This is a genomic window from Leucobacter sp. GX24907 (assembly GCF_053567335.1).
Genome location: NZ_JBSGPD010000001.1, coordinates 351,223 through 365,149 on the forward strand (window position 1 = coordinate 351,223; position 13,927 = coordinate 365,149).

Annotated in this window: 12 protein-coding genes, 1 tRNA gene and 2 pseudogenes; 8 read left to right on the forward strand and 7 right to left on the reverse strand. The window is 65.1% G+C overall.

The window, feature by feature from the left end:
- Positions 1–9: 9 nt before the first annotated feature.
- The gene (locus tag ACUYV6_RS01740; RefSeq protein ID WP_449276923.1) at positions 10–1,386 is read left to right on the forward strand and encodes an NAD-dependent succinate-semialdehyde dehydrogenase; all 1,377 of its coding nucleotides are present in this window, start codon (positions 10–12) and stop codon (positions 1,384–1,386) included.
- 116 nt (positions 1,387–1,502) lie between these two features.
- On the opposite strand, the gene ACUYV6_RS01745 is transcribed toward ACUYV6_RS01740, so the two are convergent.
- Entirely contained in the window at positions 1,503–2,174 is a 672-nt protein-coding gene (locus ACUYV6_RS01745) for a dihydrofolate reductase family protein (protein WP_449276924.1), read from the reverse strand.
- A 56-nt stretch (positions 2,175–2,230) separates the two neighbouring features.
- Positions 2,231–2,683 carry a VOC family protein gene (locus ACUYV6_RS01750; protein ID WP_449276925.1) on the reverse strand — a complete coding sequence of 151 codons (453 nt, stop codon included), beginning with the start codon at positions 2,681–2,683 and terminating at the stop codon, positions 2,231–2,233.
- A gap of 136 nt (positions 2,684–2,819) precedes the next feature.
- Here ACUYV6_RS01750 and ACUYV6_RS01755 point away from each other — a divergent pair, with 136 nt between their 5' ends.
- Both ACUYV6_RS01755 and ACUYV6_RS01760 read left to right on the forward strand, forming a co-directional pair.
- Complete coding sequence (locus ACUYV6_RS01755; protein ID WP_449276926.1) at positions 2,820–3,278, forward strand: MarR family winged helix-turn-helix transcriptional regulator; 459 nt, start codon at positions 2,820–2,822, stop codon at positions 3,276–3,278.
- A 215-nt stretch (positions 3,279–3,493) separates the two neighbouring features.
- Positions 3,494–4,786, forward strand: coding sequence for an MFS transporter (locus ACUYV6_RS01760; protein WP_449277140.1), 1,293 nt, complete (start codon positions 3,494–3,496; stop codon positions 4,784–4,786).
- A gap of 108 nt (positions 4,787–4,894) precedes the next feature.
- On the opposite strand, the gene ACUYV6_RS01765 is transcribed toward ACUYV6_RS01760, so the two are convergent.
- From ACUYV6_RS01765 to ACUYV6_RS01775, 3 genes are all read right to left on the reverse strand, one after another.
- The gene (locus ACUYV6_RS01765; protein WP_449276927.1) at positions 4,895–5,431 is read right to left on the reverse strand and encodes a dihydrofolate reductase family protein; all 537 of its coding nucleotides are present in this window, start codon (positions 5,429–5,431) and stop codon (positions 4,895–4,897) included.
- 70 nt (positions 5,432–5,501) lie between these two features.
- Positions 5,502–6,359 (reverse strand): siderophore-interacting protein, encoded by an 858-nt coding sequence (locus ACUYV6_RS01770; protein ID WP_449276928.1) that lies wholly within the window; start codon positions 6,357–6,359, stop codon positions 5,502–5,504.
- A 118-nt stretch (positions 6,360–6,477) separates the two neighbouring features.
- On the reverse strand, positions 6,478–7,680 hold the full coding sequence (locus tag ACUYV6_RS01775; RefSeq protein WP_449276929.1) for a pyridoxal phosphate-dependent aminotransferase: 1,203 nt from the start codon (positions 7,678–7,680) through the stop codon (positions 6,478–6,480).
- A 227-nt stretch (positions 7,681–7,907) separates the two neighbouring features.
- On the opposite strand from ACUYV6_RS01775, the gene ACUYV6_RS01780 reads away from it, so the two are divergent.
- The 3 genes from ACUYV6_RS01780 (at position 7,908) to nusG (ending at position 9,220) form a co-directional block, all read left to right on the forward strand.
- Positions 7,908–7,983, forward strand: a tRNA-Trp gene (locus tag ACUYV6_RS01780).
- Positions 7,984–8,082: 99 nt separating this feature from the next.
- Positions 8,083–8,358 carry a preprotein translocase subunit SecE gene (gene secE / locus ACUYV6_RS01785; RefSeq protein ID WP_449276930.1) on the forward strand — a complete coding sequence of 92 codons (276 nt, stop codon included), beginning with the start codon at positions 8,083–8,085 and terminating at the stop codon, positions 8,356–8,358.
- 64 nt (positions 8,359–8,422) lie between these two features.
- Positions 8,423–9,220, forward strand: a complete 798-nt coding sequence (gene nusG, locus ACUYV6_RS01790; RefSeq protein WP_449276931.1) for a transcription termination/antitermination protein NusG — start codon at positions 8,423–8,425, stop codon at positions 9,218–9,220.
- Here nusG and ACUYV6_RS01795 read toward each other — a convergent pair.
- Positions 9,217–9,888 carry an ATP-binding cassette domain-containing protein gene (locus ACUYV6_RS01795; protein WP_449277141.1) on the reverse strand — a complete coding sequence of 224 codons (672 nt, stop codon included), beginning with the start codon at positions 9,886–9,888 and terminating at the stop codon, positions 9,217–9,219. The two genes, nusG and ACUYV6_RS01795, sit on opposite strands and share 4 nt — an antisense overlap.
- Before the next feature lie 119 nt (positions 9,889–10,007).
- Positions 10,008–10,379 (reverse strand): annotated as a pseudogene (locus ACUYV6_RS01800) (class I SAM-dependent methyltransferase); the annotation flags it as partial.
- Positions 10,380–10,493: 114 nt separating this feature from the next.
- Between ACUYV6_RS01800 and ACUYV6_RS01805 the strand changes: the two are divergent.
- Positions 10,494–10,664 (forward strand): annotated as a pseudogene (locus ACUYV6_RS01805) (hypothetical protein); the annotation flags it as partial.
- Between the two features lie 3 nt (positions 10,665–10,667).
- The gene (locus ACUYV6_RS01810) at positions 10,668–13,892 is read left to right on the forward strand and encodes a molybdopterin-dependent oxidoreductase (RefSeq protein WP_449277142.1); all 3,225 of its coding nucleotides are present in this window, start codon (positions 10,668–10,670) and stop codon (positions 13,890–13,892) included.
- Positions 13,893–13,927 lie beyond the last annotated feature (35 nt).

Genomic DNA, 13,927 nt, shown 5'->3' on the forward strand with positions numbered 1-13,927 from the left:
GGGAGCATCATGTCGAAGTACCGGGTTCAGAACCCCGCAACCGGAGAGATCCTCGAGAGCTTCGAGGAGGCGAGTGACGCGCAGATCGAGCAGGCGGTCGCCGACGCCGATGCCGTTTACCGCGAGTGGCGCGAGAAGAGCGTGCAAGAGCGCTCCGTCGTCGTGAAGCGCGCGGCCGAGATCTTCGAGGAGCGCAAGGACGAACTCGCTCGGCTCATCGCGCTCGAGATGGGGAAGACCATCGCCGAGTCGATCGACGAGGTCGAGTTCGCGCGAGACATCATCGAGTACTACGCGGTGCACGGCCCCTCGCTGATCACCGATTACGAGATCCCGAGCACCATTCCGGGCAAGGCCTACATTCAGCAACTGCCCGTGGGCGTGCTGCTCGGCGTGATGCCGTGGAACTTCCCGTACTACCAGGTGGCGCGCTTCGCGGCGCCGAACCTGCTGCTCGGCAACACGATTCTGCTGAAGCACGCGGGAATCTGCGCGCGTTCGGCGCTCACGATGCAAGAGATCTTCGAGCAGGCGGGCGTACCGGTCGGTGGCTACCAGAACGTGTTCGCATCGCACAGCCAGATCGAGACGATCATCGCCGACCCGCGCGTGCAGGGCGTGTCGCTCACCGGCTCGGAGCGCGCCGGTGCCCTGATCGGCGAGCAGGCCGGTCGGCACCTCAAGAAGTGCGTGCTCGAACTGGGCGGCATCGACCCGATGGTCGTGCTCGACGCCGACGATGTGGCAGCTGTGGCCAAGGAGGCCTGGGACTTCCGGGTCTACAACGTCGGCCAGGTCTGCAACTCGAACAAACGGTTGATCGTCATGGACGACATCTACGATGAGTTCGTGGAAGCGCTGAAGCAGCTCGCCGATGGCCTGCGGCCCGGCGATCAGCTGGATCTCGGCGAGGGTGAGTACGCCCCGATGTCGAGCCGCTCCGCCGCGGAGACGGTCGACGCGCAGGTGCGCAAGGCGGTCTCTGAAGGAGCGACTGTCGAGGCCGGTGGTGTGTTGTCCGAAGGGCCCGCAGCGTACTATTCGCCGACCGTGCTCACCGGAGTGCCGCGCGACTCTGACTCGTACCGCGAGGAGATCTTCGGGCCGGTTGCCACCGTTTACAAGGTGTCGAGCGACGAGGAAGCTCTCGAGTTGGCGAACGACTGCGCGCTCGGTCTCGGCGGCTCGGTGTTCTCGACCGATGAGGCTCGTGCAGCGCGTGTCGCCTCGCGTCTCGAGGTCGGCATGTCGCACGTGAACATCATCGCCGCGGAGGCCGCGGAGATGCCCTTCGGCGGCGTCAAGCGCTCCGGCTTCGGTCGCGAGATGGGGCCGCTCGGCATCGGTGAGTTCGCAAACAAGCGCCTGTACTTCGTCGCGGAGTAGATGAGCCTGCGGACGGGGCGCAGCGTGCGGCTGCGCCCCGTCTCGAACCCTCGCATGCTCGCACGGCGACGACCGCGGCTGCGGTAGTGACCGCGGTGGCCGGGACGCTTGCGCGTTCAGGCCTCGGACGAGTCGGGGCCCGAGTCGTCCACGATGCCGATCTCGGGCTCCCCGGGCAGCGACGCGTAGCGCAGCAGCACCGCGCCGGCGCTCCCGGAGACGGGAGGTTCGATGAGGTGGAGGTTCGAGGGCGCGGCGCCCGCGGGGAAGATCCGGCGCCCCTCTCCGAGTACGACGGGATATACCCAGAGCCGCATCTCGTCGGCGTCGGATGAGCCCCAGATGCGCTCGGCGACGAGGGTCTGCACGAGGTCGAGGCTGCCGATCACGTGCACCTCTTCGTGCTGTTCGCGCAGGCCGGCGATTTCGGCGGCGAGCGCGTCGCCGACCCTCGTGCTGCCCGGCCAATCGAGCCGCATCCCGCTGTCGCGCGAGGCGACGTAGCGGGGAATCCGGTTCAGCACTCGGCCAACCTCGCTGTCGCCGTGCCGGGGCCAGTATCCCGCGAAGATATCGTAGGTGCGGCGCCCGAGCAGGAGAGCGTCCATGCTGTGCATACCCTCCATGATGGTGCGGCCGACCATGTCGTCGGGGTGCGGTGCCTGCCAGCCCCCGAAGCGGAAGCCGTCGCTCGGATCCTCCTCGGGGCCTCCGGGGGCCTGGGCGACCCCGTCCAGTGTGGTGAAGAGGTCGATCACGATGCGACCTCGTGCAGTGTTCTCAGGCATCATTGCTCCGTTCGGCTGGATCGGCCCTGAGGTTCGTCGAAGGGCGGGACGCCGTATCAGGTGCCGGGGACGGGGTCGGGCCCCGGTCCATGTTCCTCGCCGTAGGCACCTGGGCCCTGCTCGGCGGCCTGCGGCTCCATATAGGTGAACTCCAGGATGTTGCCGGCGGGATCCTCGATGGCGCGCTGGTACATGAACCCGTAGTCGACGGGGTCGCGCGGCGCCGCGCCGCCGGCGGCGAGACCGGCGTCGACCGTCGCGTCGACGTGCTCCCGCGAGTCGCGGGTGAACGCCACGATCACCTGGGCGCCCTCGCGCGGATCGGCGATCGGTTTGTCGGTGAACTGTGCGAAGTGCTCGTGGGTGAGCACCATGAAGAAGGTGCTTTCGTCCCACACGATGCAGGCCGCGTTCTGATCGGTGAAGAGCGGATTGATGTCGCAGCCGAGGGCGGTGTAGAAGGCCTTGCTGCGTTCGAGGTCGGTTGTGGTGAGGTTGACGAAGATCATGAGGGGCCCCTTTGCTCGCTCGGTGCCTCAAGCTTGTAAAAGAACGAGCATGCCTGTCAATGGGAATATTCTCGGGCGCAGCAGGTGTGCGAACATTTACATAGATATACTATGCAGTTTGAGCTACCCTGTTCGTGTGAGTGATCAGGATCGACCAGACGCCGACGGCGCCGACGCGAGCGCCGACGATGCTGCCGTCGAGCTGCTGCGTTCCGCCTCCCGCTTCACGCGGACGGTGGGGCGGGTGCCCGGTGTGACCTATTCGTCGGTTGCCTGGCGCGTGCTCTCCGACCTCGAGTACGCGGGTCCGGCCCGCATCAGCGAGTTGGCGCAGCAGCAGCGCGTGGCACAGCCGACAATGACTTCGCTCGTGCAGCGTCTCGAAGGCGAGGGTTGGGTCGCGCGCGAGCCCGATGCGAGTGACGGTCGCGCAATTCTCGTGCGTCTCACCGAGGCCGGGAGCACCGCGCTGCACGACTACCGCCGCGCAGCGGCTGCCCGCATCGTGCCGCTGCTGGCCGGCCTCGACGAGGCCGATCGGGCAACACTCGCTCGCGCGTCCGAGCTCATGCAGCGACTGAGCGACATCGAGTAGGTGACGCGAACGACCCCGCGCCCGCGCCCTCAGCCGCCGTCGACCCCGCCGCAGCGCCTCCACCTGAGAGCAATGGGTTGCATTTTGCAGTTATTCCCCTGCTGAAGCAGCAAAGTGCGACCCATTGATGAAGAACCTTCCCACCATGCAAGACGACAGGAGCTATTACGAGTACGCAGACAGCCCCAACGCCAGGAACCGCTTCGCAACCGGTCATTGTCGGGTCACCGGTCAGGCCGCCGAAGAAGCCGTCGATCCTGCGCCAACCGACCGCGGTCTGGGCGATCGCGTTCGCCTGCGCGATCTCCTTCATGGGTATCGGCCTCGTCGACCCGATTCTGCCCGCCATCAGCCATGACCTCGGCGCCACCCCGAGCCAGACCATGCTGCTCTTCACGAGCTACCTCTTCATCACAGGTATCGCGATGTTCTTCACGAGCTGGGTCTCCGGGCTCATCGGTGTGCGGTGGACGCTCGTCGCGGGCCTGGTGCTGGTCGTCGTCTTCGCCGCATGCGCCGGCGACTCCGGAACAGTCGGCGAGATCATCGGCTATCGCGCCGGATGGGGACTCGGCAACGCGCTGTTCATATCGACGGCGCTCGCCGCGATCGTCGGTGCGGCCTCGGGTGGATCTCGTCAGGCCATCGTGCTCTACGAGGCCGCGCTCGGTGTCGGTATGGCGGTCGGTCCGCTCGTCGGCGGAGCGCTCGGATCGATCTCGTGGCGCGGTCCCTTCTTCGGCACGGCGGCGCTCATGGCCGTGGCACTGGTGGCGATTCTCGTGCTCCTGCGGGCACCGAAGCAGACCGCCGAAGAGCGTGCGGCCGTGCGGGCCCGGCGTCCATCGCTCCTGGCGAGCTTCACAGCGCTCCGCAACCCCGCACTGCTCGCGCTCGCCTCGGTCGCGTTCTTCTACAACTTCGGCTTCTTCGTGCTGCTCGCCTACAGCCCGTACCCGATGGAAGCGGCTGCGAAAGCTGCAGGCATGCACGAGTTCGGAGCGCATGAGCTCGGTCTTGTCTTCTTCGGCTGGGGGCTGGCGCTCGCGGTGACTTCGGTGCTCGTCGCGCCGGTGCTCACGCGCCGCCTCGGCCTGCGCCCGGTGCTCTTCACGATGCTGACGGGTCTCACCGTCTGCCTCGTGCTGCTCGGGGTGCTCGTGAGTTCTCTGCCCGGCCTCATCGCGGTCGTCGTCATCAGCGGACTGCTGCTCGGCATCATGAACACTGCACTGACCGAGGCCGTCATGGAGGCGACGGAGCTGCCGCGCAATGTCGCCTCGTCAACCTACTCGGCGGTGCGCTTCATCGGCGGGGCGATCGCCCCTGCCGTCGCGGGTCCCGTCGCGGCCTGGCTCGGAGCTCCGGCACCCTACTGGGTCGGAGCGTCGTCGCTCGTCGTGTCCATCATCGTGCTCGCCTGCGTCGGCCGCTTGCTGCACCGGGTGGGGGCTCCGCACGAGACGGCGATCGGCGAGGCCGAGGCGATCGGCGCAGGCGACGCCTGAGCCGTGCACGCCCCGCCGGTCAGTCCGGATCGGACGGGTCGAGCGGTGCGTGATGGTCGAGGTGATGAAGCAGGGCTGAGCAGAGCCAGCGAGGATGAGCAGCGGAGGCTAACGCTTCTCGGACGGGCGGAGCACCCGATAGCGAGCACAGACGAAATCCCTGTTGCGTGCCGTGTCGACGAGTTCCAGCTGGAGACGGCGAGGAAGCAGTGGCCGACCGGCCCCGAGCACCACAGGGGCGAACTGCACCCAGACCTCGTCGAGTAGTCCAGCATCAGCGAACTGACCTGCTACGTCGCCACCACCCATGACCCAGATGTCTTTGCCCTGTGCGGCCTCGACGACATCGGGGTAGATCTGCGCCGCATTGCCCTGGGCAAAGCGTATGTCTGCCCCATCCGGAGCTTCCAGCTCTCGGTGGGTCATCACCCAAGCCGGTTGCTCAAATGCCCAAGTCTCTTGATTGCGCAGCATCCATTCGTAGGTCGAGGAGCCCATGATGAGCGCGCCGACTCCTGCGAAGAACGCCGTCTCCGCCATCGGAGCTTCCCAATCGAAGTCCTGCTTGAACAGCCATTCAAGAGAGTGATCCTGGGTCGCGATGAACCCGTCGAGGCTTGTCGCAGTGAAGAAGTGCACGGCCATACGCCCGAGGGTAACAGCCGTCGAGGGACCTGGAGGCGGCCCCGTATGCCGTAGCGAACTGAGACTCCGACTAGTCCGGATCCGACGGATCGAGCGGTGCGTGGTGGTCGAGGTTCGCCTCGCCGCGCTTCCAGTAGCCGTGGGCGTCGACCTGATGCTTCGTCAGGTCGAGCTCGCGACGGAGGTAGCGGCGCAGCGGCATGATAGTGGTGGCTTCGCCCGCGAGGAACACGAACGTGTGCTCGTCGATCTCGATGGCGCGCAACGCGGTCTCGAGGTCGGTCGCCGCGGAGGGGCCTGAGAACCAGAGGAGTTCGGCGGTTCCGACGCCGCTCGCCGCCCCATCTTCGGCCTCGAGGTACGCCCGGGTCGCCGGGTCGGAGACGCTCAGCAGGCCGACGGTCGGGATCTCGCCGAGGGTTGCGATCCACCGCTGTGCCGCGGGGAGCGCTGTCTCGTCGGCGACGATGATGGCGCGTTCGATGCCTTCGGGTGGCAGGTGCGATCCTCGTGGGCCGGCGATGACCGCCGGGTCGCCCGGCTGCGCCGAGATCGCCCACCTGACGGCCGGGCCGCCGTCGCCGTGCGTGAAGAAGTCGATGTCGAGCTCGGGGTCGGTGCCTGCGGTGCCCGGACGGAACGCGGCCGGGGTGTAGTCGCGCACAATCGGGGCGGGGCCATCCGGGCGCACTGGTCGGCCGTCAATGATTTGCGGCGCGACGATCTCGCCGAGTGCGCCGTGCTCGTCGGCGAGCGGGAAGAACACCTTGACATGGTCGGCCGGGCCGGCTGCTGTGAAGCCCTCCAGCTCGGAACCGGTCAGAGTCACCCGGAGCATCGCCGGAGCGACCTCTTCGCTGCGCGCCACGGTCAGGTGGCGTACACGCAATTCGTAGCGCTGGGTATCGACGGGAGTGATCGGGCTCACAGGTACCTCTTTCCGATCTGGCGGAGCAGATGCGACAGGTGCACCCGCAATCGTTTCATCGGATGAACCCTATCGCTCCTGTCTTGGAAGGGGCAGAGGCGCGAATTGCTCAGTTCTGCTAGTCGCCGAGCAGCGCTTGAATGCGCTGAATGCCCTCGACCAGAGCCTCGTCGCCGAGCGCGTAGCTGAAGCGCAGGTAGCCGCTCGGACCGAACGCCTCGCCGGGAACCGCGGCGACCTCGGCCTCGGAGAGGATCAGATCGGCCAGTTCGAGCGAGGTCGTCGGTGTGGTGCCACGAATCTCGCGCCCCAGCGCCCCGGTGACGTCGACGTACGCGTAGAAGGCGCCCTCAGGAGTCGGGCAGTTGAAGCCCGGAACTTGGTTCAGCTCTTCGACGATGAGCTTACGACGGCGATCGAAGGCGAGGCGCATGTCTTCGATGGGCTGCTGCGGCCCGGTGAGGGCGGCGATCGCGGCGCGCTGCGCGATGTTGTTGACGTTGGAGCACAGGTGCGACTGGAGATTCGCGGCGCCCTTGATGAGGTCGGCGGGGCCGACCATCCAGCCGAGACGCCAGCCGGTCATGGCGTACGTCTTGGCAACACCGTTGACGAGGATCGTGCGATCTTGCAGTGCCGGCACGGCTTCGACGATCGAAACGGCGCGTACGCCGTCGTACACGAGGTTCTGGTAGATCTCATCGGAGACCACGAAGAGGCCGTTGGCCTCGGCCCACTCGCCGATGGCCCGCGTCTCTTCGGGAGAGTAGACGGCGCCGGTCGGGTTCGAGGGTGAGACGAAGAGCAGCACCTTCGTGCGCTCGGTACGCGCGGCCTCGAGCTGGTCGACGGTGACCTTGTACCCCTGGTCGGACCCGGCGAAGACCTCTACGGGAACACCATCGGCGAGCTGGATCGCCTCGGGGTAGGTCGTCCAATACGGGGCCGGCACGATGACCTCATCGCCCGGATCGAGCAGCACCTGGAACGCCTGGTAGACGGCCTGCTTGCCGCCGTTCGTCACGATGACCTGATTCGGAGCGATCTCCCAGCCGGAATCGCGCGCGGTCTTCTCGGCGACCGCCTGCTTCAATTCGGGCAAGCCCGCCGCTGCGGAGTAACGGAAGTTCTTCGGGTCATCGAGGGCCGCGCGAGCAGCGTCGACAATGTGCTGGGGAGTCGGGAAATCAGGCTCGCCGGCTGCGTAGCTGATGACCGGACGGCCCTCGGCCTGCAACGACTTGGCCTTGGCGTCGACCTTGAGGGTCGCGGACTCGGCGATGGCGGCGATCTTCTGCGAAAGACGTGCGTTCTGGCTCACAGTTCAAGCCTACGGGAAGAGGGGGTCTTGTAGGGCATGGGTTCTGCTGACTCGACCGCGGCCTGACCGGGAATCGTGAGGGCTTCTCGGGCCGTGATCCTCGTGTGAAACTGAGGCGGGCTCGGTTAGACATGCGGAACTTGATCGCGTAGAGTGATGCGCGGTAGTTGACTTCTGCCAAGATTTTCTATGCCCACAAGGCAGGAGAATCAGGTGGGATCCTCCTTAGGGCGGTGGCGCAATTGGTAGCGCAGCGGTCTCCAAAACCGCAGGTTGCAGGTTCGAGTCCTGTCCGCCCTGCCACTCCGTGCGAGGGGTGAGTGCACTGCACCGCTCGCAACGTGCACGAGGAGCACGGACGCAGGAGATCGCGTCGCAGCGGAGCAACTGAAAGGACACAGCGTGAGCAGCAACGAGATCGAAGAGACCGGCGGCGGTCTCGTCGAGCGCGCCAAGGCTGACAGCGCGGCGAAGCGGTCGTGGTTCGGGCGCCTCATCCTGTTCATTCAGCAGGTTATTGCCGAGCTGAAGAAGGTCGTGACGCCGACCCGCAAGGAGCTCATCAATTTCACCCTTGTCGTGCTGGCGTTCGTCGTCATCATGATGGCGCTGGTGTGGGTGCTCGACCAGGCATTCGGTTGGCTCACCCTCTTCATCTTCGGAACCCCGCTGGCCTGACGACCGAGCGATGCGGACAGCTCCGCAAGCCGGTCCGATCCAGCAACAGAAAGCAGAAAGTCAGATGACGAGCGAGAACAGCAACACTCCAGAGGCCGACCTCGACGCAGCGCTCGACGCGCTCGCGCAGTCGGACGACGCGGCGACCGATGCTGTCGCCGAGGATGCGCCCGAGACTGCGGGGGAGGCCCCCGCAGACGCCACTGACGCTTCGGCCGCAGCTGAGACCGGTGAAGAGTCGGCGGAAGAGGATCCCTACGCCGAGTTCAAGCGCGAGCTGCGCCGCAAGCCGGGCAAGTGGTACGTCGTGCACAGCTACGCCGGCTACGAGCGCAAGGTGAAGTCGAACCTCTGGAACCGTCGCGAGACGATGGGCGCGGTCGACGACATCTTCGAGATCCAGGTGCCGATGGAAGACGTCATGGAGGTCAAGAACGGCCAGCGGAAGATGGTCACCCGCGTGCGCATTCCGGGCTACGTGCTCGTGCGCATGCGCCTCAATGAGCACTCCTGGGGCGTCGTTCGCCACACTCCCGGTGTGACGGGCTTCGTCGGCAACGCCAACAACCCGGTGCCGCTGCGCTTCAACGAGGCGTTCGAGATGCTCAAGAGCACCGTCGAGCTCGAGCCCGCCGAGACGGCGAAGTCGAAGGCCGCAGCGGGCGCTGCAGCTGCCGGCAACGTCGAGATCGACTTCGAGGTCGGCGAGACCATCACGATCAAGTCGGGCTCTTTCGAAGGCCTGCCGGGCACCATCAGCGAGATCAACCCTGCTGCCGGCAAGCTCACGGTGCTGGTCTCGCTGTTCGAGCGTGAGACTCCGGTTGAGCTGAGCTTCGATCAGGTCACCAAGATCGTTTAGCGACTTCCGGTTCTGTCGCAGCGCGCACGCTGTGTGCGCGCGAGCGATCCACGTGCGAGTTCGAAAGCATCATCGATGATCTCGTGCCTGGGCGCATCGTCGTGAGTGATGAGCAGCACGGCGCTTCCTTCGTCGACGATGCCTCGGATGGTCGCGAGGACACGCTGCGAAGTCTCGGGATCGAGTGCTGATGCGGGTTCGTCGAGGATCAGTACGTCCGGCCTGACGGAGAGTGCACGCAGGAGGGCGAGACGCTGTTGCTGACCCCCGGACAGCTGGTGCGGAAATCGGTCGAGCAGCTCATGGTCGAGATGCAGCCTGCTCAGCAGGGAGCTCGGCTCGATTTCGGGGCGCGCGTCAAGCAGTGATTGCCGGATCGTGCGACGCGGGTTGAACGTACTGCTCGTGTGTTGGGTGACGAGCTGGATCGCCCGGCGCTGCGCACGAGTGCGGTGTCTCGGAATGTTCGGAAGTGCTGATCCGCGGAACTCGAGTCTGCCTGCCCCGAGTGATGCGAACCCGGCGAACGTGCGAGCGATCGTGGTCTTGCCTCCGCCGCTCGCACCTCGAAGTGCGGTGACCCGTGGCGCGGATGGTGGAAGATGTTCTCCGCCTTGCTCTGCTCGAGCACCGCATCTCCGTCGAGGATCTGATAGGTCATTCGCCACAGCATTGATCGCTCTCCCGTGGGGCTGCCCTCGGCGAAGCCCCGATATCGAAGTTCGCCGAGATGGGTGTCTGCGAACAGGTACCGGGCGACCTCTTCGGGCTCCTCAGGGAGCTGCAGGTCGAGCAGCACAGGTGCATTCACGGGAAGTCGCGCCGCGAGGCGCCTGAGGAGGTCAGAACGCTCGAACGCTGCGAAGTGCCCGAAGACGTCGAGCATGATGACACCGCTCACCTGCTCCGGAAGTGGAGCCTCCAGAGCACCCTCGGGCCTGACGGTGACTCGATCGCGCCAAGCCGGGTTCGCGCTGAGCCGTCCGAGTGAAAGCGCGCGCATCGCAGCACTGGGCGCCAGCCCGATCAGCTGAGCATCAGGCAGACGTTCGAGTACGTGCGCAAGAAGGCGTCCCGAGCCGCATCCGATATCGACGACGGGGCCTTGGGAGGTATCCAAGTGCGAGAGGAATACGTCGAGCGCGGGACGAACGATCACTTGGATGGATGTTCAATGTTTGACAATCAACGTCAATCGAACATAGAGTGTCTGAGGCTGAGCGTCGCCGTTGACTGCAAAGGGGCGCGACCGAGTCAGAGAGGTCGAATCCGAATGAGTGCAGCAGAAGAACCAGGCGGCGAACGCAAGCCGGGGTTCTGCACACTCTGCCGTTCGCGGTGCGGTGCGACGTACATCGTTGAGGGTGGGACGGTGCGCGGGGTTGAGCCGAACTCAGAACATCCCACAGGTGGGGCGCTGTGCTCGAAGGGTCGTGCGGCGCCAGAAATGATCCATAGTCCGCGGCGGATCCTCCACCCGTTGCGTCGAACACGCCCGAAGACGGCGAGCGACCCCGGGTGGGAGCGCATCTCCTGGGACGAGGCGATGTCCGAGATCGCTGATCGACTGGGATCGATCGCACGTGAACACGGACCCGAAGCCGTCGCGTTCTCCCTGAGCTCGCCGAGCGCGACCTCCCTCTCCGACAGCATCGAGTGGATTGATCGGTTCATCCGGAAGTTCGGAAGCCCGAACATCATCACCGGCACCGAGGTCTGCAACTGGCACAAGGACCATGCGCACGCCTTCACCTTCGGAGTGGGAATTCCGGCAGCAGACTACGACAATGCCGACCTGATCCTGCTCTGGGGGCACGACCCGGCGACGACCTGGCTTGCTCAGGCTACGCGGATCGGAGACGCTCGTGCGCGCGGCGCCCAAGTCGTGGCGATCGACCCACGAGGAACAGGCAGCGTGCTCGGATCCGACCAGTGGGTTCGCTTGCGGCCCGGCACCGACGGTGCGCTGGCCCTCGGCATCGCGAACCTGCTGATACGTGATGAGGCCTACGACGCCGACTTCGTTCGGCAGTGGACGAACGCCCCATATCTCGTGCGACAAGACAACGGCGACTTCCTTCGGGGCCGCGATCTGAACGGCTGGGACGATGATCGGTTCGTCATCTGGGCAGACGGAGAACCTGTCTTGCTGGATCCCGAGACAGATATCGCGAGTGCGTCGAGTTCGCTTCTTGGGCACTGTTCGGTAAGGCTCGCGAGTGGCGTGGAGGTCGAATGCCGAACAGCATTCCAGATGCTCGCCGACCTCTGCGCGCAGTGGCCCGTTGAGCGAGTGGCGCGTACGACTTGGGTTGAGGAGTCGAACATCGAGGAGCTCGCGGCCCGAGTCGGGCAGGCCGACCGAATCGCATACCACACGTGGTCGGGGGTCGGGCAACATACGAACGCAACGCAGACCGAGCGTGCGATCGCGGTGCTGTATGCACTCACAGGGTGTTTCGACCGCAAGGGCGGCAACGTCGTGCTCGAAACGCTCGGCACGCGTACGGTCTCCTCTCCCGATCTTCTTGCAGAGGCCCAGAAGCAGAAAGCGATCGGGCTCGCCGAGCGCCCGCTCGGACCGGGAAACCGCAGCTGGGTTCGCGCGGTTGATGTTTATGAGGCGATCCTCGAAGCGCAGCCCTATCCAGTCCGTGCATTGTTCACCTTCGGTGCGAACATCCTGCTCTCGCAGCCACGGGTTGAGCGGGGGAGAAAGGCGCTCGCCGCACTCGACTTCGCGGTGCACTGCGACTACTTCCTGAATCCCACTGCCGAGATGGCCGACATCGTGCTGCCAGTGAATACGTCGTGGGAGCGCGAGGGGTTACGGGCCGGCTTCGAGATCACGCAGAAAGCGCAGGGGCATGTTCAGTTGCGACAGCGCATGATCCCGCCTCGCGGAGAATCCCGTTCAGACCTCGAGATCGTTTTCGAACTCGCGAACCGGCTGGGGTTCGGCGACGAGTTCTTCGATGGGTCGATCGAAGCGGCCTGGAATCACGTCATCGAACCGTTAGGCATTACGGTGGAGGACCTTCGAGAGCGCCCCAAAGGCGTCACATTCGATCTCGAAACGAAGTACGAGAAGTACCGGCAGCGCTCTCAAGACGGACGGATCAGGGGATTCGACACGCCAACCCGGCGGGTGGAGATCTACTCGGAACAATTCCAAGAGCACGGTTACGACCCCTTGCCCCAGTACAAGGAGCCGGCTGATACTCCGGACAACGACTATCCCTATGTTCTGACCTCCGGGAAACTCAGCAAGTTTCGCCACACGCAGGATCGAGGCATTTCGAGCCTGCGCCGGAAGATCCCTGAGCCGGTCGTACTCATGCATCCTGATGCCGCTGAGGCGAGCAGGGTCAGAGACGGAGACTGGGTGGTCGTGTCGACGCCGACCGCGAAGGTGCGGCTCAAGGCGAAACTCGACGCGGCGCTTCATCCGGGAGTGGTCTCCTCGAGTTTCGGGTGGTGGCAGGGGGCTGCCGACCTCGGGTTGGAATCGTATGACCCGTTCGCCGACGAGGGAAGCAGCTACAACAGAATCATCGCGGGTGAGGCCGCCGACCCGATCAGCGGTTCGCTCCCTTTGAAGTCGTCGAAGTGCGCGGTACGGCCGATCGAGACGCCCGGAAACCTGCGGTGGGAAGGGTGGAAGCACGCGAGGGTCGTTTCAGTGACCTCGGAGGCTCACGGCACAACCTCTCTGCTGCTGCAGCCTGTCGACGCCCAGCCGTTACCACCGTTCATTCCGGGTCAGTTCATCACCGTGCGAACCGACCTCGACGGTGATCCGGAAGACGTTGTGCAGCGGTCCTATTCGCTCTCCGGACCGATCGAAGGGCACGGAAATCGCTACCGGATCACGGTCAAAGGTATGGGCGAGTTCTCAGAGAAACTGTCGAGTGCCGTCGCGGTCGGAGACACGATCGCGCTGAAGTCCCCGGAGGGCAAGTTCCGGATTCCAATCGATGCGGATCTGCCGGTCTGCCTGGTCGCGACCGGAAGTGGCATCACACCATTCATCGGATATCTCGAAACGCTGGTGCGGCGGAAGAGCGATGCCGAGGTGCACCTCTTCTACGCGTCTCGCAACAGCGAGCACCACGCCTTCAAAGACCGACTCGGCGAACTCGAATCGCTGCTCCCCGGACTCACGCTGCACACCTACTACAGTCGGCCCGGCCCGGGAGATGTTCTGGGGCAGGACTACCACCACCTGGGGAGGGTGTCCAGCGAGGGAGTGCCGGAGCACCTGATCGCTCGGAACGCCAGGTTCTACATGTGCGGCACTGAGCAGATGATGTCCGAAATGCGACGCGGGCTGGAGGAACGAGGGGTGCTCCCGTTCGCGATTTTCGAGGAGCGCTTCTCGAGCGGCGGGGGGTTAGGCGCCCTCGATCCGAGCGCGCGATTCAAAGTGCGTTTCGCGAAGAGTGGTCGGCAAATCGAGTGGGCCGTGACGGACGGTACTCTTCTCGATTTCGCGGAGACCAACGGGGTCCCGATCCGGGGCGGATGCCGCGTCGGTCAGTGCGAGAGCTGCTTCGTACGTGTGCTGAAGGGATCTGTCACCCACTCCTCGCCCGATGTCGAGCCCGAGGACGACAGTGGATGTCTGACCTGCCAGGCGGTGCCTGCCGAGGACCTCGAGATCGACGCCTGATTCTTACTGTGTGAACAATTGAAACCGGATATGAG

Bases quoted from the DNA above. Each gene is read 5' to 3' on its own strand.
- nusG (WP_449276931.1), top strand. From the start codon at position 8,423: ATGACGAGCGAGAACAGCAACACTCCAGAGGCCGACCTCGACGCAGCG.
- ACUYV6_RS01740 (WP_449276923.1), top strand. From the start codon at position 10: ATGTCGAAGTACCGGGTTCAGAACCCCGCAACCGGAGAGATCCTCGAG.
- ACUYV6_RS01750 (WP_449276925.1), bottom strand. From the start codon at position 2,683: ATGATCTTCGTCAACCTCACCACAACCGACCTCGAACGCAGCAAGGCC.
- ACUYV6_RS01745 (WP_449276924.1), bottom strand. From the start codon at position 2,174: ATGCCTGAGAACACTGCACGAGGTCGCATCGTGATCGACCTCTTCACC.
- ACUYV6_RS01810 (WP_449277142.1), top strand. From the start codon at position 10,668: ATGATCCATAGTCCGCGGCGGATCCTCCACCCGTTGCGTCGAACACGC.
- ACUYV6_RS01765 (WP_449276927.1), bottom strand. From the start codon at position 5,431: ATGGCCGTGCACTTCTTCACTGCGACAAGCCTCGACGGGTTCATCGCG.